This window comes from Streptomyces sp. Ru72 (genome assembly GCF_002920635.1).
Lineage (GTDB): Bacteria > Actinomycetota > Actinomycetes > Streptomycetales > Streptomycetaceae > Streptomyces.
The window spans coordinates 1-25,032 of the sequence record NZ_PQSR01000083.1 but is presented as its reverse complement, the minus strand read 5'-3'; the positions used below and the strand labels follow the sequence as shown (position 1 = coordinate 25,032).

General features: G+C 69.1%; 16 protein-coding genes and 2 pseudogenes. 6 read left to right on the top strand and 12 right to left on the bottom strand.

The window, feature by feature from the left end:
- Positions 1–288: 288 nt before the first annotated feature.
- Both C3488_RS29375 and C3488_RS29370 read right to left on the bottom strand, forming a co-directional pair.
- Positions 289–1,071, bottom strand: a complete 783-nt coding sequence (locus C3488_RS29375; RefSeq protein WP_374955468.1) for a transposase family protein — start codon at positions 1,069–1,071, stop codon at positions 289–291.
- A gap of 181 nt (positions 1,072–1,252) precedes the next feature.
- Complete coding sequence (locus C3488_RS29370; RefSeq protein ID WP_103843921.1) at positions 1,253–1,570, bottom strand: hypothetical protein; 318 nt, start codon at positions 1,568–1,570, stop codon at positions 1,253–1,255.
- A gap of 94 nt (positions 1,571–1,664) precedes the next feature.
- Between C3488_RS29370 and C3488_RS29365 the strand changes: the two are divergent.
- Positions 1,665–2,532, top strand: a pseudogene (locus tag C3488_RS29365) (LysR family transcriptional regulator).
- A 161-nt stretch (positions 2,533–2,693) separates the two neighbouring features.
- On the opposite strand, the gene C3488_RS29360 reads toward C3488_RS29365, so the two are convergent.
- From C3488_RS29360 to C3488_RS29320, 9 genes are all read right to left on the bottom strand, one after another.
- Complete coding sequence (locus C3488_RS29360; protein ID WP_103843920.1) at positions 2,694–3,170, bottom strand: hypothetical protein; 477 nt, start codon at positions 3,168–3,170, stop codon at positions 2,694–2,696.
- 129 nt (positions 3,171–3,299) lie between these two features.
- On the bottom strand, positions 3,300–3,902 hold the full coding sequence (locus tag C3488_RS29355; protein ID WP_103843919.1) for a hypothetical protein: 603 nt from the start codon (positions 3,900–3,902) through the stop codon (positions 3,300–3,302).
- 499 nt (positions 3,903–4,401) lie between these two features.
- A complete protein-coding gene (locus tag C3488_RS29350; RefSeq protein WP_103843918.1) occupies positions 4,402–6,711 on the bottom strand; it encodes a glycoside hydrolase family 127 protein in 2,310 nt (769 codons plus the stop codon).
- A gap of 96 nt (positions 6,712–6,807) precedes the next feature.
- Positions 6,808–8,853, bottom strand: a complete 2,046-nt coding sequence (locus tag C3488_RS29345) for an RICIN domain-containing protein (protein ID WP_103843917.1) — start codon at positions 8,851–8,853, stop codon at positions 6,808–6,810.
- Positions 8,854–9,145: 292 nt separating this feature from the next.
- A complete protein-coding gene (locus tag C3488_RS29340; protein ID WP_103843916.1) occupies positions 9,146–10,882 on the bottom strand; it encodes an amylo-alpha-1,6-glucosidase in 1,737 nt (578 codons plus the stop codon).
- Between the two features lie 52 nt (positions 10,883–10,934).
- Positions 10,935–11,786, bottom strand: coding sequence for a carbohydrate ABC transporter permease (locus tag C3488_RS29335; protein ID WP_103843930.1), 852 nt, complete (start codon positions 11,784–11,786; stop codon positions 10,935–10,937).
- Between the two features lie 5 nt (positions 11,787–11,791).
- A complete protein-coding gene (locus tag C3488_RS29330) occupies positions 11,792–12,775 on the bottom strand; it encodes a carbohydrate ABC transporter permease (RefSeq protein ID WP_103843915.1) in 984 nt (327 codons plus the stop codon).
- 19 nt (positions 12,776–12,794) lie between these two features.
- Positions 12,795–14,030 (bottom strand): extracellular solute-binding protein, encoded by a 1,236-nt coding sequence (locus C3488_RS29325; RefSeq protein WP_103843914.1) that lies wholly within the window; start codon positions 14,028–14,030, stop codon positions 12,795–12,797.
- A gap of 291 nt (positions 14,031–14,321) precedes the next feature.
- The gene (locus C3488_RS29320; protein WP_103843913.1) at positions 14,322–15,356 is read right to left on the bottom strand and encodes a LacI family DNA-binding transcriptional regulator; all 1,035 of its coding nucleotides are present in this window, start codon (positions 15,354–15,356) and stop codon (positions 14,322–14,324) included.
- 407 nt (positions 15,357–15,763) lie between these two features.
- On the opposite strand from C3488_RS29320, the gene C3488_RS29315 reads away from it, so the two are divergent.
- The 3 genes and pseudogenes from C3488_RS29315 to C3488_RS29305 all read left to right on the top strand — a co-directional run bounded on the left by C3488_RS29315 (position 15,764) and on the right by C3488_RS29305 (position 21,053).
- A complete protein-coding gene (locus tag C3488_RS29315; protein ID WP_103843912.1) occupies positions 15,764–18,331 on the top strand; it encodes a cellulosome protein in 2,568 nt (855 codons plus the stop codon).
- Between the two features lie 296 nt (positions 18,332–18,627).
- A complete protein-coding gene (locus C3488_RS29310) occupies positions 18,628–19,599 on the top strand; it encodes an aldo/keto reductase (protein WP_103843911.1) in 972 nt (323 codons plus the stop codon).
- A gap of 251 nt (positions 19,600–19,850) precedes the next feature.
- A pseudogene (locus C3488_RS29305) lies at positions 19,851–21,053 on the top strand (IS110 family transposase).
- 98 nt (positions 21,054–21,151) lie between these two features.
- On the opposite strand, the gene C3488_RS29300 reads toward C3488_RS29305, so the two are convergent.
- Positions 21,152–22,627 (bottom strand): MFS transporter, encoded by a 1,476-nt coding sequence (locus C3488_RS29300; protein WP_103843910.1) that lies wholly within the window; start codon positions 22,625–22,627, stop codon positions 21,152–21,154.
- 97 nt (positions 22,628–22,724) lie between these two features.
- Between C3488_RS29300 and C3488_RS29295 the strand changes: the two genes are divergently transcribed.
- Together C3488_RS29295 and C3488_RS29290 are read left to right on the top strand one after the other, a co-directional pair.
- Positions 22,725–23,732 (top strand): Lrp/AsnC family transcriptional regulator, encoded by a 1,008-nt coding sequence (locus tag C3488_RS29295; RefSeq protein WP_103843909.1) that lies wholly within the window; start codon positions 22,725–22,727, stop codon positions 23,730–23,732.
- Positions 23,733–24,137: 405 nt separating this feature from the next.
- Positions 24,138–24,955 (top strand): IS5 family transposase gene (locus tag C3488_RS29290; protein ID WP_103843929.1). Its coding sequence is split into 2 segments (ribosomal slippage): positions 24,138–24,321 and positions 24,321–24,955, totalling 819 coding nucleotides; the frame shifts between segments, so codons are not numbered across the junction.
- Positions 24,956–25,032: the final 77 nt, after the last annotated feature.

The following is a 25,032-nucleotide window of genomic DNA, read 5'->3' as shown; positions in this document are numbered from 1 at the left end:
CGGGTGGATGCGCACCAGTGCGGCCGGCGGCGCGGAAGTGGTGCCCATCGGGTGGGGCCGATGCGGTGGAGCGGCCCCGTTGGCGGCGTCGCACTTCTCCTTGACACGGGCCGTGGTCAAGGAGAAAAGCGGCGGGTGCGCAGCAGGTGGATGCACAGCATCGTCCCGGCGATGTCGCGCACTCCCGCACGATGTCGGCCACGCCCGGCCGGTGGACTCCACTCGGTGGGGGATGTCGGGCATCGTCGGTGCGCACCCGCAGCATCGGGTGCGCGGCATCGGGTGCACTCAGTGGCCGGCCTCCTGGCCTTGGTGCGGTCCGGGCTCGTGCGGGCGGTGCGCCTGCTGGTCGTCCTTCTGCACCGGGTGCGCTGGGTCGGCATCGTCCTGTTCGGCGTAGTAGTCCGTACGGGCGCGGGAGTCGGCGGCCGCCTTGGGGAACGCGTCCTGGAGGTGGCGCAGCCGCTCGGCCGTCAGATTGCTGTTGTGAAGCCGCTTCCAATTCTTCAGGCGACGGCCTCGGAATGGAACTCGGACGGGCCCGCCTGCATCCTGATACGCCCTGTCCGCCCAGCATTTGAGATCCGACTCGGTGAGGGCTGCGATGATTCCGTGCTGTCGGGCGGCGGTGAGGTCGTGGGTCGAGCCGGGCAGGGCGGGAGAGGCCCAGAGCAGGCGTCCGAACGGGTCGGTGAGGACCTGCACGTTCATGCCGTGGCGTTTGTGCTTCCCCGAGTAGTAAGGAGTGTCGGCTGCGATGCGGTCGATCGGGAGCAGGGTGCCGTCAAGGATGACGAACGCCTTCGCGCGGATCGCCTCCATCGCCTCGGTGAGTGTCGGGGCGAGGGCGGACAGGACCTCGATGGCTTCGCGTATGTAGCGAAATGCGGTCGCGATTCCGATACCGAATCCCGCGGCGAGCTGGGCATAGGTGTCACCGCATCGCAGGTGGGCCAGGGCAAGGAGGGCCTGGCGACCGGCCGGCAGACGACGCCATCGCGTCCCTATCTCCTTCCACGGGGCAGCCAGTTGCCCGGTCAGGAACCGCAGGGTGCGGCTGGGCAGATCCATCGACGACGAGTAGACAATCACGCGAAGCTCCTGGCGGACACGGGTCATCCTGGTCGAGAACCCGTCTACCAGGAGCTTCGTCGTTGCGCAGGACTGCCCAACGCGCGCTGAACGCTTTCAGGGTTGAGAGAGGCCGACTGCACCAGCGGCGTCGGGTGGGCACCCCCGCCGGGGTGACGGGTCAGGCGAGGGGCTCGTGGTTGACCCATATCGCCTTGTACGGGCGACGGTCCTGCCAGCTGTTGATGAACGCGCCGACGCCGGGGAGGGCGAAAGCGGTGTTGAGGGCGTCGAGGTCGGCCAGTCCGAGCTGGACGACGGCGGAAGCGACGGCCACCGGGGCGTGGTCGTCGCCGGGGACACGCAGGTGGTGGCGGGCGGCGAAGGACTGGAAGGCGCCGGTGCCCATGGTCAGCGCTTCGAGGCCCTTGAGGTACTCGTCGAGCTCGTCCGAGGGAATCGGTTCGTCGAAGGCAACAATCATCGTGTGGTGAATCATGCCTCGATTGAACTGGTGGTTCTTCCTGAAGTCCAAGGCCGCTAGATTCTGAATTTATTCCTACAAGGAATGGCTGGGGCAGTATTCTGGCGGCATGGCCGAAGTGGAGACCCACGAACTGGAGTACTTCGCCGCCCTCGCCGAGGAGCTCCATTTCGGCCGGGCGGCGCAGCGGCTGGGGATCGCGCAGCCCGCCTTGTCCAAGGCGGTACGGCGGCTGGAGGACCGGCTCGGGGTGGCGCTCGTGGAGCGATCCAGCCGGCACGTCGCCCTCACCTCCGCCGGGGAGGTGCTGCAGTACCACGGCCGGCATGCGTTGCTCGCCGTCGGGGCGGCGATCGAGAAGGCCCGTCGGGCGGGCGAGCGGGAGACCCGGCTGCGCTTGGTAATCAAGCCCGGCGGGGACGCGGATCTGCTGTCCGGCATTTTGGCCGCCTACTCTCGCCGACCCGACGCTCGCCAGGTGGACATCCTGTTCGGCGGGTCCACCGACCGCGCCGATCACGTGCGCGACGGCCGGGCGGACGTGGCGCTGTTGGTACGTGCCCTTCGACGACCTGACCGGGCTGGATCACGAGACCCTGATGGTCGAGGGCCGGGTGGCGATCCTGCCGCGGGACCACCGGCTCGCCGGCCGCAGCGAGGTGACCCTCGCCGACCTGGCCCACGAGACGCTGCCGCGCTGGAAGGGCGTCCGAGGCAACGGGGTGCCCGGTATCGAGCCCGTCGCCGGGTTCGGTCCCGAGGTCGCCGACGGCGCTGAGCTGACGCATATGGTGCTGCTGGGACGAGCGATCGCGGTGCTGCCGCGTTCGCTGGCCCGGCCACAGCATCCGGCGCTCGTTCATGTTCCGGTGGCCGACGCGCCGCGTAGTGCGCTGGTCCTCGCCTGGGGGCAGGAGGACCGACGGCGACTGGTCGCGCACTTCGTCGCCTCAGCGGTGGAGGCGGCACAGGGCTGAACCCGTACCGCCGCTACTCCGGCACTTCCTCCCGGTTCGGCGGGTGCCGCCAAGTCCAGCGGGCCATTTCCACTCTCACCTTTCGCGTCACCCGCTCGAGCCGAGGTTGGAAAAGGCTCAGTACCCCGGCTCAACGCTAGGCCCTAGGGAATTACGTGAACTTACCCCTGGAGAAATGCGCGATCGTCCACACGGTCCAGCAGACGGTCCGTGCCCGTGGCGGGCAGGGACTGCGCCAAGCGGTGTTCGTCATCGATCTCGATCATCCAGGGCCCGTACCGGCCGTTGACCAGGCGGATGGCGTAGAGCCAGTCGGCAGCCTCCTGCGCGAGTCCGGCCAGGATGCCGTGATGGACGGCGTCTCTCCAGCCCTCCAGGGCTTCTTCGGCGCGGCCTTCGAGGGCGCAGCGTTGCGCTTCGCGTGCACTGACGAGTGCCACGTGCCGGCCCGGGAGGCGGTGTTGCCGTGCCTCGGGCAGCAGGTTCTGCCGTTCTTCCCTGTCGTACTCGGCCCTGAGCAGGTGCAGGCGGACGACCGTGTCCCCATACTGCTGCATCGATGGCTGTTCTTCGGTCTGCGCGAGAGCGGCGGTGATGAGGTCATCGAGATTCTGGAGGGTGTGGAGGCTGCGTCGCAAGGGTGGACTCGGCGAGCATGAGTACCAGGAGAGGTTGGTAGGTGGCAGGTTCGGCCGGGCCGGTCGGCAGCACGGCCTGCACTTGGCCCAGGGTCAGGGGGTGGGCCGCGTCCTGGACCGCGGCGGCGATCAATGCGGAGTGCTGCGCCGTGGCCGTCGCACACGGGGCATTGAGTCCGCTGTCTTGCGGGCGAGTTCGTCGAGCACATGGGACAGGAACTGTGCCTGGTGGCTGTCGCCCCGGTGAAGGGCTGCTGCGGCGAGCTCGGCAGCCAGGTCCGCCCCGTCGTCGAACAGCTCGGCTGCTTCGAGGGCCTCGAGCTGCTTCCTGCGCAGGACCGTGGCGTGCCCCCGGTATCCGGCCTCGTGCAGGCGGGTCGCCAACTTTCCGTACAGGGCGGCCGATTCCGCCGGCGCGTCGGCCCGTTTGCTGTCCGCGTCGCGCAGGATCGGCTTCACGTCGTCGGTGTTGAGAGGGCCGACCAGCACGCGCTCCGCCAGAGCATGCCGGTCGGGCGGCGGCGCCGGCACGCCGGGCAGCGGGGACCCGGTGCAGAAGTCGGTCGCTGTCTCGCGCGTCCAGAACTGGGCGACGATGTCAGCGTAGTAGCGCAGATGCTCGTTGATCTGTACGGACCCCCACAGGTCCAGTTCCACGTCCCGATGCTCGCGCTGCAGCGGATACAGCTCGTCGTTCAGCTCTGTCTGTTCGGTGGAGGCAGACGTCGCCACAATGAATCGGGTCGCGCCGAAAGGCCGCCGCCCCCAACGAACTCTTCGACCGCGTCCCGCAGGTTCTTAGCAGTGAACGAGGCGTACTCCTTGCACTGGACGACGTGTAGCTGCCGTCCGCGTCTCTCCCGGCCAGGTCGATCCCGTGCTGTTTCTGGCCCCGGAATCCGTAGCGCCGGGACTTCATCCCCCGCAGGCCCAGCATGCGACGCGAGAGAGCCAAAACGACGAGCATTACTCCTATGGCTCTCTCATTTCAGTGCGCTGGGAATTCTCATGTGATGTCACCAAGACTTCTCAATCGATGTCACCGTTTCTACGCTCTGACCAGCCGAGATCCGCGACACCCAGATGAGAACTGCTGGTGACATCGAGATGAGAAGTCGCACTGTCTGCCTCGCGGGAGCGTCTCATCGCCGCCGGGCTGGCCCGGAAAGCCTAGGACTGGGCGTCACCGTGTTCCTCCTGCAACGACCCCGGCCAACTGGTCGCGCCGAGGTCACCGCACCAGGCGGACTGCGCGCAGGCGGATGGTGGTCGCCGGGCCGGCCGCTTCGAACCGGACCTCGACGGGCCCGGCAGGACGGTCCGGGTCGAGCGGGAGAACCTGGGAGATTTCCTCGCCCGCGGGATCCGGTGAGGGTGCGAGCGTGCCCAGCACGTGTCCGTCGACCAGTACACGGGTTGGTCCGGCATTTCCGTCCGAGAGGTGGGTCACCTGCAGGCCGGTGGCGGTGCCGTCCCGGTCTGTCAGGCGGTAGGACCACCATCCGGTGGCGGCCCGCCACCTCAGCCCGTCGGTGAGGCCCGACCATGTGTCCTGCCCCTCGAACCGGTGGTCGCTTTCAGGCTGTTGCTCGCCGGCGGCAACGGCGTCAACGGTTCGGTCGTGCAGTGAGAGTGTCGCCTCGTCGGCCGCGCGCAGCTCCGCCCGCCGCTCGTGGAGCCGCTCCGGTTCCGCCAGCGGGAAGTAAAGGTGGTAGCGGGATCCGTGGATGCCGGCGAACGGGACGAGGACGACGGACTCACCCGGTCGCGCGTCCACGTGATCCAGGGCGAACGCCAACCGGTCCGGGGAGAGTCGGCGCACGCCGGCCGCCAGATCGGAGGAACTCCTGGCGATCACGACGGGCAGGTGCTCCAGGGGGCGCAACGGGCCGCCGGCGACGTGACCCATCCTCGAGTCGTCGGCGAAGAGCCCCACCAGGTCGTTGCGGTCGCCTTCGGCCGCAAGCACACTGGGCCCGTAGCGGAACGACACCCACGCTGAGCCGTCGGGGAGCAACTCGGCGCTGATGCGCGGGCGAAGGCGCATGGTGACCGTGTCCCCTTCGCGCCACTGCCGTTCCAGGCGCACGTATGTCAGGGGCTGCCCGCCTGTTGCGCGGTGCGTCGTGAGCGGGGCCGGCTCGCGCTCGGGCGGTGCGCCGTTGATACGGACCTGCGGCGTTCCCTCGTGCCAGCCGGGGACGCGTAGGTGGATGGCCACAGGGGTGGCACGAGCCTCGCGCACCACGAGTCTGACCTCGTCGTCGTAGGGGGCCGTCGTGGTCTGTTCGAGTACCAGGTCGTGTTCGGGCCAGGTGAGCCGCGAGGCGATGAAGAGGTTGACGAACAGGTCGTCGCCCTCGGCGGTGTACACCATCTCGCCGTACTTCGCGTGGTTCTCCAGCCCGGTGCCGACGCAGCACCAGAAGCAGTTCTGAGGCGTCGAGACCACGCGGTAGTGGCCCGGACGCACCGGTGTGAAATACACCAGTCCGCCCTTGGGATGCAGGGACGAGAGGATGTGGTTGGCCGTCGCACGCTCGTAGTGGTCGAGCACCTCGGTGTCCGGCCGTTCGAGGAACAGCGCGCGGCTCAACTTGAGCATGTTGTAGGTGTTGCAGGTCTCGGGACCCTCCGGAGACTGGAGCGCGGAGCTGAAGTCGTCGCGGGGGTGCAGGTGCTCGCGCACGGAGTTGCCGCCGAAGGAGAATGTCCGGTGCCTGGTCATGGTCTGCCAGAAGAACCGGGCGGCGTCCCGCAGGGCGGGGTCGTCGAGGATCTCGCCGAGCCGCTGGTAGCCGACGACTTTGGCGATCTGGGTGTTGGCGTGCATTCCGTCGAGGACGTCGCGGTGCTCGCACAACGGGCGGAGCAGGGACTGGTCGAGGAACCGCCGTGCCAGGGCGGCGTACCGGTCCGTGCCGGTGACGTCGGCGAGGTCCGCGAGAACCTCGCACATCCCACCGAACTCCGTGCGCAGCATGGCTTCGTGGGTGTCGTCGTCCATCCCTGCCGCGACCTGGTCCCACCAGTCGGCCAGCCGTCGGACGGCGGTCAGGGCCGGCTGCGAACCGGCGTGCCGGTAGGCGTCCAGCAGGCCGGCGAAGAGCTTGTGCAGGTTGTACCACGGTACCCAGGCACCACCGAGCTCGAACGAGTCCCGCTCCACCTTCCCTTCGGCCACCCGCTGCCACAGCCGCACGCCGTCGGGAATGCCCCCGACGTAGCCGGTGCCGAGGGCGTCCTGGCACTCGACGACGCCCTGAACCAGACGATCGACCATGGCCCTCGGCCGGGGGTCGTCCGTCACCGCGCTCATGAGAGCAGCCCCCGACAACGCGTGCCCGACGGTGTGGCCGTCGAGACCGGAGCTTTCCCAGTTGCCGTATGACTCGGTAACCGGCGGTAGGCCTGCCTCGCGCCGCAAGGGCGCGAGGAGCCGGTCGGTGTCGAGGGACAGCAGATAGTCGAGGGCGGTGGCCTGCGCGTCCAGGAACGGGCCCGGGAGAAGGCGTACCGCGCTGCGGGGGAATGACTGCATGGTGCTCGTTTCCGCGGAGGGTAAGAGGTTTGTGTACGTCTTTGAGAGGGAGCGGGGCCCGGCCGGCGACCGGGCCCCGCGGGCTGATGGAACCGGTCAGTTGACCCGGGCTATCTGCCAGAGCTCGTCGTCGGCGCCGGTGTCCGCCGACTGGACGATCAGTGCGCCGTTGGCGGTGGAGGCCGAGGCGACGTCCGCCACCAGGCCGCTGGCGACGTTGACGAGCTTGAAGTAGCCGCCTCCGGCGTCCGTCAGCGTCCACTTCTGGGAGTTCGCGGTCGAGGACGAGTTCTGGACGACGGCCGCGCCGGCCGAGGCCGAGCCGTTGTTGTCGAGGAACAGACCGCTGTTGACGTTCTTCACGGTCCACGCCCCGCCGCTCTGCGCGGTGAAGGTCCACAGCTGGCAGTTGTTGGCGGTGTTCACCCACTGGCCGGCCTGCTTGCCCACCGTGGTGGACGCGCCGGGGATCTCCAGGAACTCGCCGCTGTGCTTGTTGATCAGGCGGTACTGGCCGGTGGCCAGGTTCGGCAGCGCGGTCTGGGCGAGGTTCCAGCGCTGGCAGGCGCAGCCGGTGGCGGCCCACTGCCCGGCGGCGGTGCCGACGGTCGTGGAGGCACTGGGGATCTCCAGGAACTTGCCGCTGTTGCGGTTGATGGCCGTGAAGCCGCCCGCCGGGTTCGGGGCGACGGCCCACTCGTGGTCGAGGGTGCCGTTGTCGTCCCACTGCAGGACCTTGGCGCCGTTGGCGGTGGACTCGTTCTGCACGCCCAGGACCTTGCCACTGGCCACGTTGAAGATCTTGAAGTAGCCGGAGGCCTGCTGGACGAACGTCCACTTCTGGTCGGAGGCGTTGTCGGTGTTCTGCTGGGTGGGGTTGACGCCGTTGGTGGTGGAGCCGCCCACGATGGTCAGCATCAGGTGGCTGTTGGCGTTGGACATGGTGTAGGTCGCGCCGTCGGAGATGCCGCCGCCCAGGTCGATCGTGCCGTAGGTGACCGGGTTCTCAACGGTGCCGCCGCCGTTCCCGGCGCTGAAGATCTCCAGGCTGTGGCCGTCGGCGAGGGGGACCATGCCGCGGCTGTAGCCGCCGGGGACGGTGGAGGCGATGCGCGTCCAGGCACCCGCCGCGCCGTTCTGCGTGTTCAGGAAGAGGTCGGTGGTGCTCTGGGCGCTGACCGCCAGGGTGCCGTTGGGACCGCCGGTCGGCAGCCAGGTGATGTACGGGGCGCTGTGGGGCACGTACCCGTCGGTGGACCTCAGGACGGTGCCGGTGACGGAGCCGAACGCCTCGGGGTCGGAGGAGATCTTGTAGTAGACCGAGAAGCTGCCTTCGGGTGCGCCCCCGTACTCGTACGTCATCACGTAGTTGCCGTTGGGCAGCTGCGCGACGACCGGCATACCGGGGCGGTCGGTGTAGGTCGGCATGGCCACGTCGTCCACGACCGAGGACCAGGTGATGCCGTCGGTGGTGGTCTGGTGGACGATCTTCTGGGCGTGGTCGGGGTCACGCTGGTCGGAGTAGTACACGATCAGCTTCGAGCCGGACACCATCAGGAACGGCTCCCACACCGGAGTCTGGCCGTTGGTGACGTCGGCCCTGCCGCCCTGGGCGATGCTGCTCACGAACGACCAGGTCACGCCCTGGTCGGTGCTGGCGTACAGGTCCAGCTCGGTCGAGGACAGGTCGTTCGGGATGGAGTTGCCGGCGGCGAGGATCGTGCCGGCCGGGAAGTTGCCGATCTGGGTGGGCAGTTCGTACAGGAACGGCTGGTAGCGCATGCCGAAGCCGTTGTGCGTGTCGCTGATGCTGGAGATCTGCGTCCAGCTGTTGCCGTTGTCCGTGCTGCGGTAGATCGGGAAGACGGGAGTGCCCGAGCTGTACTGCTCGAACGTGGCCAGCAGAGTGCCGTTGGACGATCCGCTGTACTGCAGGCGCACGGCGCGCGGGTAGAGCGAGCCGGGCGACGGGGCGGTCGACGGCGGCGTGTACATCGTCTGGGAGGCGCGCGAGATCGCGTGCGCCTGGCCGGAGGCGGGCAGGACGAGGGCGACGGCGGCTGCGAGCAGGGCCAGCAGCAGCGTGATCGCCTGGGGTCTGGCTACGGCGCGGTGGCCGGCGCCTTCCCTGGTGGTGGACATGGGCGGCTCCCAAGGGATGTCCGGGACGAGGGGGTGGTGCGGGGCCCGCCGCTCCCCGGGGGAAAAGGGGTGGGGAGCGGCGGGTGTCGGAGGGGGCGTGTCAGCCGGCGCGGCGCAGCCGGATGACGTTCCAGGAGACGGGCGGCAGGCTCGCGGTGAGACGTCCGTCGGTGACGAACTGGGTTGCGGCTCCGGTGAGGGTGGTGAGCGATTTCATTGCGCGGCTCCTGGGAGGGAATGAGGTGAAACAACCGAGGTCTGAACGACCCCGGGGCTTGCGGAAGGCAGCCGGTCAGCGGCTGTCTCTGTGCGTGTGCGCCTCGGCGAGGAGGAGATAGGCGGCGGCGGTCCAGGTGTAGGCGCGGTCGCGCAGGCCGGTGCCGGTGAGGGCGTCGAAGTTCTCGGCGAAGCCGTGGGTTTCGCACAGGGCGCGGAAGCGGGCGCTGATCTCGTCGGCGAGGCGGTGGTGGCCGGCGCGGCGCAGGCCGTCCTCGATGAGGACGGTGGCGGGGGCCCAGATCGGCCCGCGCCAGTAGCCGTCGGCGAGGTAGTGGGGTGAGGTGGGCAGTTCGGTGGCCAGTCCGTACGGGGTCAGGTGGGCCTCGATCCGGGCCGCCAGGGTCTTGCCGATGTCCTCGGGCAGGTGCTCGCCCAGCGCCATCGGCATCAGGTCCAGCAGGCTGGAACTGTCCCAGGTCGCGCCGCTGTCGACGCCGCGGGCCACGAACCGCTCTCCCGTCCACAGCTCGTCGAGCATCGCGGTCTGGGTCGCCTCGGCGGTGCGGGTCCAGCGCCGGGCCTCGTCGGGCAGGCCCAGTTCGCCGGCCAGGCGGGCGAGTTCGTGGAGCTGGAGGACGAGGAAGGCGGCCAGGTCGGCGGAGACGATCACGCGCTCGGGGTCGAAGGTGGTGGCGTTGTCCCAGCCGCTGTCGTTGCCGTGCTGGTAGTGGGGCAGGGCGGCGCCCGGTGCGCGGCGGGCGGTGAGCCAGAAGTCCGTCCACCGTGCCAGCCTGCGGTAGGTCTCGGTGAGTTCCGTCCGGCTGAGCGGCTCGGAAAGCCGCCTGCGCAGGTGGGACAGGGTCCAGCCGTGGATGGGCGGTTTGACGAAGTTGTAGAGGACCTCGGAGTGGGTCACCGAGTCGGGCAGGGCGCCGGTCTCGTCCTGGTGGTCGAAGGGCAGGGCGAACTGGTCCCAGGCGAGCGCGGAGGCTCCGGGCGCCAGGGCGAGGGCGTTGAAGCAGTGGTCCCAGCTCCAGACCTTGTCCATCCAGTGCTTGGACATCAGCACCGCGGGCCGGGTGACCAGGGACGCCGGGCGGACCGTCGCCGACCACAGGACGTAGGCGGCGAGTTCGGCGGCCGGGGTGTCCGACGAGCGCCACGGGGCCACCGCGTCGGCGAACGCGGCGAACGATCGCCGCGCGGCCTCGCCGACCTCGTCGAACTCCGCCGACGCGCGGTAGGGCAGTCGCGCACTGTCGAACTCCTCGACCGCCACCTCCCACGATCCCTCGGCCCCGGCGGTGACCGTGAGACCGCGGTCACCCGCACCGAGGCCCTGGGTGTCGGACACCTCGGTCACCGTGCCGGACAGCACGGTGACCCGGTAGCGGCGGCCGGTCTCGTAGGAGGTGAACGTGTGGGCGTCGTCCACCGGGTCCCGGTAGAAGTAGGTGCCCGTGAAGGGGGTCAGGACCTCCGCCGCCGCGGTGACGCGCAGGCCCAGCCCGGTGCCGCGCACACGGACGGTGTCCGGCGACTCGTAGGCGAGGTCGATACGGCCGTCCGCTGCCGTCCAGCTGAGCAGCGTCGGTGTCGCCCGCACGGCGGTCTCCGCCCGCTCGCCCGTCGCCGTGTCCAGGGGGGCGAGGCGCAGGACGGCGTGCATGCCGTTCTGGTGCGAGACGAGATGAAGGTCCTCGGCGCGTGTCTTCTCCGCGAGCACGGGCGATATGCCGAACCAGGAGCCGTGCGTGCTGAACGGGATGTGGTGGATGGAGAAGGCCGGGCCGGATCGGGCGGCGGTCATGTGGTGTGACTCGTTTCTTCAGCAGGGGTGGCCGACGGTGGTCGTGCGGTGGTCAGTCCTTGACGGCTCCGGCCGTCACGCCGGCGGCGACGTAACGCTGCGCGAGGACGAGGATCACCGCGGCCGGCAGCGAGGCCACGACGGCCGTGGCCATGATGGCGTTCCACTCCTGGTTGTTGTTGCCGATGTAGTGGTAGATGCCGAGCGTGATCGGCTCGTGGGCGCCGCCGTTGACGAGGGTGCTGGCGAAGACGAAGTCGGACCAGGACCACAGGAAGGTGAACAGGGACACCGTCACGACGGCGTTGCGGCTCATCGGCAGGACGATCGACCAGAAGGTGCGCAGCGGGCCGGCGCCGTCGGTCTTCGCGGCCTGCAGTAGTTCACCGGGGATGCCGGACATGAACGCGGTGAAGATGAGCACGCCGAAGGGGACGGCCAGCGTGGAGTCGGCGACGATCAGGCCGGGGATCGACTGGAGCAGGCCGAGCTGGAGGTAGATGGCGTAGAAGCCCATCGCCATGATGATGCCGGGGATCATCTGGGCGGCCAGCAGGACGAAGCTCAGGACGCCGCCACCGCGGGGACGCAGCTTGGCCAGCGCGTAGCCGGCAGGTGCGGACAGGGCCACGGTCAGAGCGACGGTGCCCAGGCCGATGACGAGGCTGGTGCCGAGGTAGGGCACCTGCTCGTCGAGGACGGTGCGGTAGCCGGCCAGGGTGCCGTGGAGCGGCAGCAGGTCCGGCGGGCTCTTGCGCATGTCCTGGTCCCGGGTGAGGGACACGTTGAGCATCCAGTAGACGGGGAAGAGCATGACCGCCGTCAGCGCGAGGCCCGTGGCCGTCTTCCACCAGGTGGTCCGTCCCCGGCGCGGTCGTGATGCAGTGGGAATGTGCGTGGTCATGGTGGTCATGAGGCGTTCTGCTTTCGCTGTGTCTTCACATAGACCAGGCCGAAGACCAGGGCGGCCACGACGAGCAGGTTGCCGACGGCCGCGCCCGGGCCGAAGGCGGGCAGGAGGTTGCCGAAGCCGAGCTGGTAGGACCAGGTGGCGAAGGTGGTCGACGAGCCGGCCGGGCCGCCCTTGGTCATGATCCAGATGATGTCGAAGACCTTGAGCGTGTAGACCAGGCCCAGCAGCAGCGTGATCGCGGACACGGGGCGCAGCAGCGGGAAGGTGATGCGCCAAAAGCGCTGCCAGGCGTTCGCGCCGTCGATCGCCGCCGCCTCGTACAGGCTGCGTGGGATGGACTGCAGGCCGCTGTAGAGCACGACGAGGTTGAACGGGACGCCGATCCAGATGTTCGCGACGATCACCGAGGGGAGCGACCAGGACGGCGAGGTCAGCCAGTTCACCGGCCCGATGCCGACGGCGTGCAGGGCCGCGTTGACGATCCCGGAGTCGCTGTCCAGCATCCACGACCAGGTCGAGGCCGACACGATCAGCGGCAGCAGCCAGGGCACCAGGAACAGGGCGCGCAGGGTCGCCGACAGCCGGAAGTGCTGGTTGAAGAAGACCGCGAGGGCCATGCCGATGGCGTACTGGAAGACCAGGGACACGGCGGTGAACACCACGGTGTGCGTCAGCGCCGGGCCGAACGTCGGGTCGTCGAGGACGGTCAGGTAGTTCTTGAGACCCGTGAACGGCGCGTCGCCCTGGACGAAGGAGCGAACGGTGTAGTTCCGCAGGCTCAAGTCGATGTTGCGGTAGAGGGGATAGGCGTAGAAGAGGACCAGGTAGAGGGTCACCGGGGTGAGGAACGCCCAGGCGGCCCACTGCGGGGAGGTGGGACGGCGTCGGCGCCCGGTACGTGCCCGGGCCGGGGCGGCGGTGGCCGCCCCGTTCCGGTCGTGCACGTGCCGACGGTCCGTCAGCTGCGTGGTGTGATTCATCGAACAGTCCTGACTTTGCCTACTTGGCGGCGGACTGCGCCGCGGTCAGCGCGTCCTTGGGCGACTTGGCGCCGCTGAGGGCGGACTGGACCGCCTTCCACATCTGCTCCGAGATCTTCGGGTACTTGGTGCCAAGGTTGTCGCTGGTGCGTCCCTTGGCCACCTTCACCGCATCCACCCAGGGCTTCAGTTTGGGGTCGGCCGTCACCTGCTTGTCCTGGACTTCGGTGGTGGGCGCGACGTAGGTCAGGGCTTTGTCGGTCTGGTAGATGTTGTCGTTGCTGGACAGGCAGGAGACGATCTTCCCCGTGGTGGTGTAGCGGCTGGTGTCGCTCTGGACGGGGACGGTGACGAACTCGCCGCCGGTCGGAGCCGCGGCGGCCCCGCCCTGGGGGGTCGGTATGGGCAGGACGCCGTAGTCGAAGCCGGCCTTCTCGGCGTTAGCCAGCTGCCAGGTGCCGTTCTCGGCGAACGCGAAGTCGCCGGTGGCGAACTCCTGCCAGCTGGTGGTCTGGTTGTTGTTGATGACCGAGCTCGGGGCGTAGCCCTTCTTCAGCCAGTCGGTCCACAGCGACAGCGCCGAGACGCCTTCGGGCGAGTCGAGCTGCGTCAGGTTCGCGCCCGCGCCCCAGAACCACGGCAGGAACTGGAAGCTGCCCTCCTCCGTACCGACCGCCGAGAAGGTGATGCCCTTCTTGCCCGCCTGCTTGACCTTCGCCAGTGCCGCCGTCAGCGATTTCCAGTCCTTGACCGAGGAGATGTCCACGCCCGCGGCCTTGAGGACCTTCTTGTTGTAGTAGAGAGCAAGGGTGTTGGCGCCGATCGGCGTTCCGTACGTCTTGCCGCCCAGCTGTCCGGGCGCGAGCAGGTTGGGGTCCACCTTGGAGGTGTCCATCTTGGTCTCGTCGGTCGTGGTGAGCATCCCTGCCTGCGCCATGGTCGACACCACGGGGTTGTCCAGGACGAGTACGTCCGGGGAGTCGTTCTGCTGCGCCGCGAGCAGTGCCTTGTTCGGCAGATCGGCATAGGCCGTCCGCTCGATCTTGACGCCGGCCTTGCTGCCGCAGTCCGTCAGCAGCTTCGCCCACGCCGAGTTCTTGTCGAACTGCGTGTACCCGTCCCAGATGCGGTAGGTGGCGCTGTCCGCGGTGTTCGACGCGGAGCCCGCGCCGGAGGAGCACGCGGCGGTGCCGGCGGCGACGGCGACGACGGTCATGGCTGCGGCGGCGAGCCGCCGCCCGGTGGATGTGTTCATGGAGCGTTCCTCTTCGGCTCTGGGCACACGGGTGCCTGGGGAGGGGTGAGCGGGGGGAACCGAGCGCGCCGAACAGAGCCGGGTGAGCCGTTGGCGGGCCGGTGGTCGCCTACTGATTGGCCCCGTGGGTATTTCCGGGGCTCTCTGTTACGGTCTGCAGCGCTGCAAAAGTGTTAACCGAGCATTTGCCGCGCTGCAAGAGGTGACTTCGAGAAAACTTTCAGCGCTGAAACCGACATACGGGATGAAGGCATGGGGCCGGTCAGGCGGGGAGACTGAAGGTACGTCGGGTCAGGGCGTCGGTCCCCGGCCCGGGACCGCACCGGCGGGCGCGGTGCTGGCACGCAGGGAGATCGGCGGCGTGAGCAGGTGATGCCGGGGTGGTGTATCGGGGTGATCGAGTCGCTCGACGAGCGACTCCACGGCCAGGCGCCCCAGCTGTTCCGCCGGTACGTCCGCCGCGGTGAGCTGCGGGGTCACCGTCTCCGCCCACCGGCCGGCCACGACTCCCGTGACGGAGAAGTCGCGCGGCACATGGCGACCCGCCTGGGCGAGCCCTCGGTAGAGGCCGCCCAGCGCGGCCTCGTTCAGCGTCACCAGGGCCGTGGTGGCCGGCTCGTCGTGCAGGATCCTTTCCAGGCACGCCTGGCCGGAGGAGGCGTCGTCCCCGCAGCAGTACGTCCGGAAGGTCAGCCCGCGCTCCGCCGCGGCCTTGGTGAAGCCGTCCAGTCCCCGGTGCGCGGACTCGTACCCGGCCCGCAGGAGCTGCTCGGGTCGGTTGACGAAGGCGACCCTGCGGTGTCCCAGGTCCGCGAGGTGGTGGACGCAACGCTCCACCAGCGCGGTGTGGTCCAGGCCGACCCACCAATTGCCGTCCGGCTGCTCGGTGCGGCCGATGCAGACGGCGGGGAAGCCCGCCGCCTTCAAGTGATCGACCCGGTCGTCCCGCAGCCTGATCTCCATCAGGATCGCGCCGTCGACGCGTCGCTCTCCCAGCAGGCGCTGGAAGGAGCGGTCGCTGTCCGCGCCGCTCGGCGAGAGCAGCACGTCGTAGTCGTAGGCCGCGGCGGCCTCCACGACACTGCCGATGAAGTCCAGCTGCATGCCGGTGTAGTGGTTCCCGGCCGGCGGGAAGACCAGGCCGATGGTGTTGGTGCGGCCGTTGGCCAGTGCCCGCGCGCTCGCGTTGGGCTGGTAGCCCAATTCGTCGATGACCTGCTGGATCTTCCGGCGGGTCTCCTCCGACACGGAGCGCTTGCCGCTCAGCGCGTAGGAGACGGTGCTCCGCGAGACACCGGCCCGCTTGGCTATCTCACCGATGTTCACGGGACACCTTCATCGATCCAGTAAGCGTGTGCTGGCGGGGGGCCGCCGCCGTCGCAGGGACGCCGGAGGCAGAGGCGAACGGTTGTCGAACCGATTCGCGTGGAGCGACGGTATGAGCAAGCCAACCGGGTGTCAACGCCTCGGCCATCCTTCTTAAGAAGTCCGGCTTGCCAGGAAAAGGAACCACTAGAGACCCTGCCTGAGGGTATTGCTGTCCGATTTCCTCGCTGTTAGGTTCCTGCGAACCGGTTCGACAACTCCTCGTACACCTCCCCCGAACCACGGAGAGCTCAGTGCCACGCAACGCAAGAACCACCGGAGCCGGCGTCGCGGCGGAAGTCCACGCCACCCAGCCCACCGCACCCGCCGCCGGAACGGCCGGGACGGCAGAGCCGGAGCGTCTTGTCGTGGACCTCGCCACCGACACGGGCCCCTTCCACGGGGGCGCCTCCGGCTCGCTGTACGGGATCTACGGCGACGGCGTGCCGAGCCGGAATGTCATCGAGGGCATGCACGTGCGCACCGTGTCCACCAAGGCGCAGGACGGTCCGCAGCATCCGGGGGCGGACGCGCTGGAGGTCCTGCCGCCGTTCGTGGACTCGGGTGGCAAGGACCTGTACATCTACCTGACCGACATCTACCGCGGTTTCCCCTACGAGTGGCCGGGAGCCGACGGTCCCGCGCGGCTCGCCGACTTCAAGGAGAAGATCAGGAAGCAGGTCCGCCAGGTCCTGACCATGGGCGCCTACAAGGCCCACGTCGTCTACGTCCCCTTCAACGAGCCCGAGGGCAACATGTTCGGGACCGGCGACTGGAGCTACGACAAGGTCTCCTGGCTGGACGACCCGCAGCAGTACTTCACGGCCTGGAAGGACACCTACCACCTCATCAAGAGCCTCGACCCGGACGCGCGGATCGCGGGCCCCAACACCATGGAGCTCTACGACCAGGTCAAGGGCTTCCTGCAGTACGCCAAGGACAACGGCGTGGTGCCCGACGTGATGACCTGGCACGAGCTGTCCAGCCCGGCGACGGTCCGTACGAACGTGGCCCGTTACCGGCAGTGGGAGCGCGAGATCGGCATCGGCCCACTGCCGATCAACGTCAACGAGTACGGCCACAACTACCACCTGTCCGTGCCCGGCCAGGTGATCCAGTGGGTCTCCGCCATCGAGGAATCGAAGATCGACGCCGACCTGGCGTACTGGAACATCGACGGCAACCTCAACGACTCCGTGGTAGAGGCCAACAAGGGCAACGGCCAGTGGTGGCTGTTCAACGCCTACGGCCAGATGTCCGGCCACACCGTACGGGTGACCGCCCCGCACCCCAACGTGCAGTACACGCTGCAGGGCGTGGCCACGCTAGACGCGGACAAGAAGCAGTCCCGGGCGCTCTTCGGCGGCAAGAGCGGCGACGCGGACATCGTCTTCCAGAACATCGATCCGGAACTGTTCGGGAAGACGGTCCACGCCACCGTGCAGGAGATCCCCTGGACCGGGCAGGTCGGCGACTCCGCCCAGCCGCTGCGGCTTTCCGACCAGGAGGTCGAGGTCGGCGCGGACGGCACCGTGACCCTGCCGATGATCGGCATGAACGACATGTCCGCCTACCAGGTCATCCTCTCCCCGGGCGGCAACGGCGCAGTCCCGGCCAAGCCCTCCGTCGCTTGGCGCAGCACGTACAAGGCGGAGAACGCCACCTACACCGGCTCCGGGTACTCCAAGAACGGGCCCGAGGGTTCACCGCAGGACGTCGAGAAGTTCGCGGCCTCCGGCACCTACAACATCGGCGGCCTGCGCACCGGCTCCGACGGGGTGCTCTCCTTCGACGTGGACGTGCCGCGGGACGGCACGTACGACCTGAGCGTGTTCGCCAATTCGTACAACCTGCACGACCTGGTGAAGGAACAGGGCCTTACCAACGTCTTCCTGCGCGTGGACGACAAGGACCCACAGGAACTGCGGCTGCCGCTCGGCTACAAGTGGGTGGTCTGGGGGCACACGGACACCACGGTGAAGCTGACCGCCGGCAGCCACCGGATCACGCTCTCCGCGCAGGACCCGGACCTCGGCGTCACCAAGGGCGACGCGATCATCGACAAGATCGACCTGGCGCTGCGCGACAGGCACCCGACCCAACCGGCCGTCTACGAGGCCGAGTACGCCACCCTCACCGGAACCCGGCCCGACTACGCCCGCCCCGGCGCCTCGGGCCCGGGCACGGTGCCGCTGCCCAAGGGTTCCTCCGCCACCTTCTGGGTGTACTCGCCCACGGACGGCGAATCGGCCGTCTCCGTCGACCACTTCGGCGGCGGCCGGGCAAAGGTGCTGCTGGACGGTGAGGAACTCGACGTCCCCCAGGTGGGAGGCGAGACGAAGGGCACGGACACGCTGCGAGTGTTCCTGTCCGGGGGCATCAACAAGATCACCGTCAACGGTGACTCGAAGGAACTGGTCCTCGACCGGCTGCGAGTGGCCTCGGGCGGCAGCACCCTCGCACCGACGGTCTACCAGGCCGAGAACGGCACGCTGACCGGCGCCGCCAAGGTCACCACCGCATACCCCTTCGCCGCCGGCGGCAAGGCGGTCACTGACATCGGCGCCGCAAAGGCCAACGCCCTCACCCTCGACGTCGCCGCCGAGCGCGCCGGTCGGCACGCCCTGACCATCCGCTACTCCAACGGCGAACAGGCGCCGGCCACCCACTACAACCCCGACCCGATCGCCCGGCACGCCGACCTCTCGGTCAACGGCGGACCGGCCCGCAGGATTCTGTTCCCGACGACCTTCCACTTCAACAGCTTCCAGGACCTGACCATCCGGGTCACCCTCAAGCAGGGCACGAACCGCCTCACCTTCACTGCGGAGGAACTGCCGGACTTCGACGGCGATACCTACAACGAGCACGGCCAGCGATCCTCGTACGCGCCGGTGATCGACCAGATCGCCGTCACACCGCTGGCGGCCGGATAGCCCTCATCGCGCACGGCTGAGTGCCGGTCGCCGATCCGGACGCTGCGTCGATCGGCGAGTATCGGCAGACTCAGGTCCGTCCCCTGTTCGTCGGATACCGGCAGGCCGGACGGGCCGTCGCGGGCCCTCATCTCCATCGGCGCGCTGGAGATGAGGGTCCGCCCGAGCCAAGTGCCCTTCCCCCGCCCGGGTCGTCGACGGCAGACTGCACTGCGACCGCGACGAGCCCGTCCGACTCGATCCGGGCCCTGTGCCCGGTGCCACTGCCTGACAATGCGAAGGAGTCTGAACAGCACATGCGTTATCGCGAACTCGGCCGTACCGGACTGACCGTCTCCGAAATCGGCTTCGGGGCTTGGGGGTTGGGTCAGGGGGCGTGGGTCGGCGCCGACGACGACTCCGCCGTGCGCGCCCTGCACCGTGCCCTCGACCTGGGCGTCAACCTCATCGACACCGCCAGGGCCTACGACCGCAGCGAGCGTGTCGTGGGCCGTGCCCTCAGGGAACTCCCCGGCGGCGGTGACAGTGTGTACGTGGCGACGAAGGTCGGACCCAAGATCCCGGTCTCCCTGGCGCCCAGCGGACGCGACGTCATGGAGGTGTTCCCCGGCGCGCATCTGCGCGAGAGCCTGGAGACCAGCCTCCGGGAACTGGGCCGCGACCACGTCGACCTGCTCCAGCTGCACACCTGGGAGGACGAGTGGACCGGCCGCGGCGACTGGCTGGAGACGGTGGACGCCCTCAAAGAGGAAGGCAAGATCAGGTTCTTCGGGATCTCCGTCAAGGACCACCAGCCCGAGAACGTGCTCACGGTACTGCGCACCGGAGTGCTGGACGCCGTCCAGGTCATCTACAACATCTTCGAACAGGCCCCGTCCGAGGCCCTGTTGCCGGCCTGCGCGGAGTACGGCGTCGGTGTGATCGGCCGGGTCGCACTCGACGAAGGCGCCCTCACGGGCTCGATCCGTACGGGCGTCACCTTCCCCGAGGGCGACTGGCGCAACTGGTACTTCAGGGACGACCGGGCCGCCCTGGTCGAGAGGCGCGTGGACGCCCTTCTGGCCGACCTGGGGATCGGTGTCGACGAGCTGCCGTCCGTCGCCCTGCGGTTCGCGCTCGCCGGACAGGCGGTCTCCACGGTCATCGTCGGGATGCGGTCACTGGCGAACGTGGAACGCAACGCGGCGGTCGCCGAGGCACCGCCACTGACCGACGGGCAACTCACGCTTCTGGCCAAGCACCGCTGGCCGAAGAACTTCTACAACTGATCCGTTACCGCCCCCCATTACCTTCTTGGTGGCCCCGCAATGGGGTGCCCGGCCTCCGGAGTTGGCATGACTTTCTCCCCCTGTCGAACGCATGGCCTGGGGGGTGGTGTCACCAGCCCCGGAGGCACTGACAGACCGCTGATTAGGGGCATGACCACCGGCTTCTTCGCAGGTCGGGAGGCTCTTCGTAATGTGGGTGTGGCGATCGGTGCCCGAGGGACGGCCGGGCGGGAACCGACCAGAGGAAGCGCGTGATCGACGTCAGCGAGATCGGTGCCTTCCTCGGCCTGGACGTCGGCAAGGGCGGACACCACGCCACCGCCGTCACCCCGGCCGGGAAGAAGGCCTTCGACAAGCGGTTGCCCAACAGTGAGCCCAGACTCCGCGACGTCTTCGGCAAGCTCAAGGCCAAGCACGGCACCGTGCTCGTGGTGGTCGACCAGCCCGCCTCGATCGGTGCCCTGCCGATCGCGGTCGCCCGCGACATGGACTGCGAGGTTGCCTATCTGCCTGGCCTAACCATGCGGCGGATCGCCGACCTCTACCCCGGCGAAGCCAAGACCGACGCCCGCGACGCGTTCATCATCGCCGACGCAGCCCGCGCGATGCCTCACACGCTCCGCTCCATGGAACTCGCCGACGAGACAGTCGCCGAGCTGGAAATGATCGTGGGCTTCGACGACGACCTGGCCGGCGAGGCCACCCGCATCAGCAACCGGCTGCGCGGCCTGCTCACCCAGATCCACCCGCATCTGGAGCGAGTCCTCGGCCCCCGAATCCAGCACCCGGCCATCCTGCGGCTGCTGGACCAGTTCGGGTCCCCGGCTCAGATCCGCAAGGCCGGACGCCGACGGCTGGTCAGCCTGATACGTCCCAAGGCCCCACGCATGGCCGAGCGATTGGTCGAGGACATCTTCACGGCCTTGGACGAGCAGACCGTGGTGGTGCCTGGCACCGACGCGGCCGCGCTGATCGTCCCTAGCCTCGCCAACTCGCTCCAAGCCGTCCTCGACCAGCGCTAACTCCTCGCCACACGGATCGAGGAACTGCTGGAGGATCACCCTCTTTCGAAGGTCCTGACGTCCATGCCGGGGATCGGCGTCAGGACCGGAGCGAGGATCCTCATCGACGTCGGCGACGGCAGCAACTTCCCCTCCGCCGCCCACCTCTCGGCCTACGCAGGTCTCGCTCCCGCACCCCGCAGCTCCGGCTCGTCGATCCGCGGGGAGCAACCATCCCGGCGAGGAAACAAGCAGCTCAAACGGGTCTTCTTCCTGTCCGCGTTCGCGGCACTGGCCGACCCGGTCTCCCGTACCTACTACGACAAGGAGATCGCTCAGGGAAAGCACCACACCCAAGCCCTCCTCTGCCTCGCCAGACGACGAGCCGACGTGCTCTTCGCGATGCTCCGCGTCGGCACCTTCCACGATCCCCAACCCGCCACCACGGGTTGACGAAACCCACAGGAGCACCCCCCCCCGACCATCTACCGCCACCTCAGCACGTCCATCCCACTCCAAGTCGCGGCCGGCACATCACGCTGAGGTACCTGTCACCTGGCCGTGGCTTCGGGAGCGGAGGACTGATCCGGGCTCGGGGGCAATGGGCGCCGCCGTGGGAGCATCATGGCCGTGGTCGCTGCGGTGGCGAGGATGAGCGCGGCGGCGAGGCAGAAGGTGTTGCGCGCGCCGGTTAGCGCGGCGGCGGCCGGGGCGGGGTAGCCGGGCGCGGCGCTGTGGAAGAAGAGGCTGCCGAGCAGGGCGACGCCGAGAGTGCCGCCGAGTTGCTGCACCGCGTTGAGCAGGCCGGCGGCGGAGCCCGTTTCGTGTGGGCGGACACGGTGGAGGGCGGTGGTGAAGAACGGCACGGCGTACAGGCCCTGACCGATCCCGGCCACGGCGAGCGCGGGCAGCAGCAGCCAGGCGTAGGAGGCGGGCGGGCTGGTGGCGTACACGGCGGCGGCCGACACGACTCCGGCGAGCAGAGCCAGCAGGCCGGCGCTCATGACCCGGGCCCCGTAGCGGGGTACGAGCCAGGCGCCGGCGGCCCAGGACGACAGCGCCATCGTCGCGGACCAGGGCAGCAGCGTGAAGCCGGCCGAGAGGACGTCGCGGTGCAGGCCCAGCTGCATCTGCAGCACGGCCACCAGCATCAGGCCGCCCACCACCGCGAAGAACAGCACGCTGGACACCAGCGCGGCGGTGAAGCCGCGGTCATTGAACAGGCCCGGCTCGATGAGAGGGCTGCGTCCGCCGCGAGCCCGCCGCCGTTGATGTGCGGCGAAGCCCGCCAGCACCGCGCCGCTGGCGGCGAGCATGGCCCAGCACCAGCCTGGCCAGCCATGTGCGCCACCCTGGATGAGCGGATAGACCAGCAGGCTGCTACCCAGGACCGCCAGCGCAGTGCCGGCGTGGTCCAGCCGCGGCCTGAGCGCGGCACGGTCCTCGTGCAGCAACGGCGTGGCCGCCAGCACGGCGGCGCCCAGGGGCACGTTGATGAGGAAGACCGCGCGCCAGGAGGAACCCAGCACATCCGCTTGGGTCAGCGCGCCGCCGACCATCGGGCCGGTGACCGCGGCGAGCCCCATGACCGGCCCGATGGTGCCCATGGCCCGGGCCAGTTCTGGGCCGGCGAACATGGCGCGGATCATGCCGATGGTCTGCGGGATGATCAGCGCCGCCGCCGCGCCCTGCACCGCCCGCAGGGCGATCAGCGCAGCCGTGGAGGGTGCGAGCGCACACCCCAGTGAGGCCAGGACAAAGCCGGCCATGCCGAGGCGGAACACCCGCCGCCGGCCCACGATGTCACCCAGCCGCCCGCCGGTGATCAGGAAGACGGCGAACGGCAAGGTGTACGCGGCACTGAACCACTGAATGCTGGAGGCCGGACCGCCCAAACCGGCGCGGATCACGGGGGCGGCGACGGTCATGACGGTGGCGTCGAGGAGGTTCATGGCCTCGGCGAGCAGCAGCACGGCGAGTGCGGCCCAGCGCCGCTGAGGGGGCGGGGTGGTGGTGGAGTACGACATGCGCCCGAGAGTGCGCGCCGCCGCCAGGCCACCTCCACTTTGGGCGGCTGGATTGCTGAATCATTCCATTGGAATGGCTCTGGTGCATGATTTCCACATGCTGGACGACATCGACCGTGGTCTCATCCACGCACTGCGCATCGACGGGCGGGCGCCGTTCACCGCGATCGCCGACGTACTCGGAGTCTCGGCGCAGACGGTCTCCCGCCGCTACCGGCGGCTGTGCGCAGACGCTGCGCTGCGGGTGGTCGGCCTGGCCGAGCCGCAGCGCGCCGGCCGCACCCAGTGGCTGCTGCGGCTGACCACAGGCCCGCGCGCCGCCCAGAACCTTGCCGACGCACTGGCCCGCCGCACCGACACCTCCTGGGTCAAGCTCGCCTCGGGCGGCACCGAGATCGTCGCGGTCGTGCACACCTCCACCGCCGACGGACCCGCCGGACACGCGCTGCTGTTGCACGACATCCCACGCACGGCCGGCATCACCGCGGTCTCCGCACATTGCGTGCTGCACACCTACCTCGGCGGGCCCACCGCCTGGTCCGGCTATCAACAGGCCCTCGACGTCACGCAGCAGCGCCGCCTGCGCACCGCCGTATCCGAAGCGGCGTCAGCCACCGGCGCCCCCGGGGCGCGAGCGACCCTTACCGACGCCGACTCCGACCTGCTCGCTGCCCTCCAGCGTGACGGTCGGGCGAGCCTGAGCAGCCTCGCCGCGGCCACCGGCTGGTCGCCCGCCACCATCGCGCGCCGACTGGAGCAACTGCGGGCCGACGGCCAGCTCTTCTTCGACGTCGAACTCGACTCCACGATGCTGGGCGTCACCACGCAGGCGCTTCTGTGGATGGCCGTCGCCCCCGCCCACCTCGACCAGGTCGCCCGCGCCCTGGCCCGGCACCCCGAGCTGGCCTACGTGGCCGCCGTCACCGGGCCTCACAATCTCACCGCCCAGGCCCTGTGCCCCGACCCGGCGGCTCTGCACTGCTACCTCACCGAACGCCTGGGCACCCTGAAGGCGATCACCACCCTGGAGACCGCGCCCGTGCTGCGCACGATCAAGATGGCCGGACCGCTCCCGGCCGTCGGCAAGCCGCCCATACGCCGCTAGCTGTGCCGACGGGGTGACCCAGAAATTGGTTCCTCGCGGCGACTGCCTCGACGGCATCACTGGGTACTCCGACATACGGTTCGTCGACGGCTTGACACCGCCCACCGACGCAGGCGCATCGCCACCGAGCACAACGCCGCCGCCTCCGCCGGCCACCGGTCTCACGGCGGTCCTGCCGCTGGCCGTACTCCCCTGCTGGCGCCATGCCGGCCTCACCCGCGCCTACGCCGGCAGCGCATGCGAGCACGAGGACCGCATCGTGTCCGCCCACATCAAAGACCCGCCAACAATCCACTCGATCGCCAAGACAGCGGCCGTCGGCCCGCCTGCCCGTTCAGTGCTCCTTGCGGAATGATCTGTGGCACGGTGGAGAAGTACGTGATCCCGTGCTGCTTGGGGGTGACCATGGCACGGCGGAAGCCGTGGGAGGTCGGTGACGAGCTGTGGGCGGTGATCGAGCCGCTGCTGCCGAAGCATGAACGGCGGTTCCGGCACCCGGGGCGCAAGCGGATCGATGACCGCAAGACGCTGCAGGGTGTGCTGTTCGTCCTCTACACCGGAATCCAGTGGGAGTACCTGCCCCAGGAGTTGGGTTCGGTTCCGGTCCTACCTGCTGGCGGCGGCTGGCGGAATGGCAGGAGGCCGGGGTGTGGGAGGAACTCCAGCGAGTGCTGCTGGACCGGCTGCGGGCGGCAGACCGCCTGGACTTCTCCCGCGTCACCGTTGACGCCTCGCACGTGCAGGCCAAGCGGGGGCGAAGCAGCCCAAAAGTCGGTCCGAGCCCGGTTGACCGTGCACGGCCGGGCTCGAAGCACCACGTGCTGACCGACGCGCACGGCACCCCGCTGCGGGTGTCGTTGACGGGCGGCCACCGAAACGACATCACGCAGCTGTTGCCACTGGTCGACGGCCTGCCGGCGGTGCGGGGCAAGCGGGGCCGGCCCAGGCGCAAGCCTCGCACCTTGTATGCCGACCGTGGCTACGACCACGACATCTACCGCTGCCGACTGCGTGAGCGTGGCATCGTCCCGAAGATCGCCCGACGCGGTCAGGCACATGGCTCGGGCCTGGGCCGTGTGCGGTGGGTTGCCGAGTCCGGCATTGCCTGGCTCCACGGCCCTCGCCGCTTACGCACTCGCTGGGAAGCCCGAGACGACATGCACGACGCCTTCCTCCAGCTCGCCCACTGCATGACCCTCGCCCGCAAGCACCCAGCATTCTGAAAGGACCCCTACTGATCTTTTCGTTAGTTCTGTGGGTGTGATGGGCTTGTTGGCGGGATCCTGGTGTCGTGTCTTTT

Excerpts from the sequence above, each read along its gene's own strand:
- C3488_RS29375 (WP_374955468.1), bottom strand. The coding sequence starts at position 1,071 with ATGGATCTGCCCAGCCGCACCCTGCGGTTCCTGACCGGGCAACTGGCT.
- C3488_RS29370 (WP_103843921.1), bottom strand. The coding sequence starts at position 1,570 with ATGATTCACCACACGATGATTGTTGCCTTCGACGAACCGATTCCCTCG.
- C3488_RS29350 (WP_103843918.1), bottom strand. The coding sequence starts at position 6,711 with ATGCAGTCATTCCCCCGCAGCGCGGTACGCCTTCTCCCGGGCCCGTTC.
- C3488_RS29345 (WP_103843917.1), bottom strand. The coding sequence starts at position 8,853 with ATGTCCACCACCAGGGAAGGCGCCGGCCACCGCGCCGTAGCCAGACCC.
- C3488_RS29340 (WP_103843916.1), bottom strand. The coding sequence starts at position 10,882 with ATGACCGCCGCCCGATCCGGCCCGGCCTTCTCCATCCACCACATCCCG.
- C3488_RS29335 (WP_103843930.1), bottom strand. The coding sequence starts at position 11,786 with ATGACCACGCACATTCCCACTGCATCACGACCGCGCCGGGGACGGACC.
- C3488_RS29330 (WP_103843915.1), bottom strand. The coding sequence starts at position 12,775 with ATGAATCACACCACGCAGCTGACGGACCGTCGGCACGTGCACGACCGG.
- C3488_RS29325 (WP_103843914.1), bottom strand. The coding sequence starts at position 14,030 with ATGAACACATCCACCGGGCGGCGGCTCGCCGCCGCAGCCATGACCGTC.
- C3488_RS29310 (WP_103843911.1), top strand. The coding sequence starts at position 18,628 with ATGCGTTATCGCGAACTCGGCCGTACCGGACTGACCGTCTCCGAAATC.
- C3488_RS29300 (WP_103843910.1), bottom strand. The coding sequence starts at position 22,627 with ATGTCGTACTCCACCACCACCCCGCCCCCTCAGCGGCGCTGGGCCGCA.
- C3488_RS29295 (WP_103843909.1), top strand. The coding sequence starts at position 22,725 with ATGCTGGACGACATCGACCGTGGTCTCATCCACGCACTGCGCATCGAC.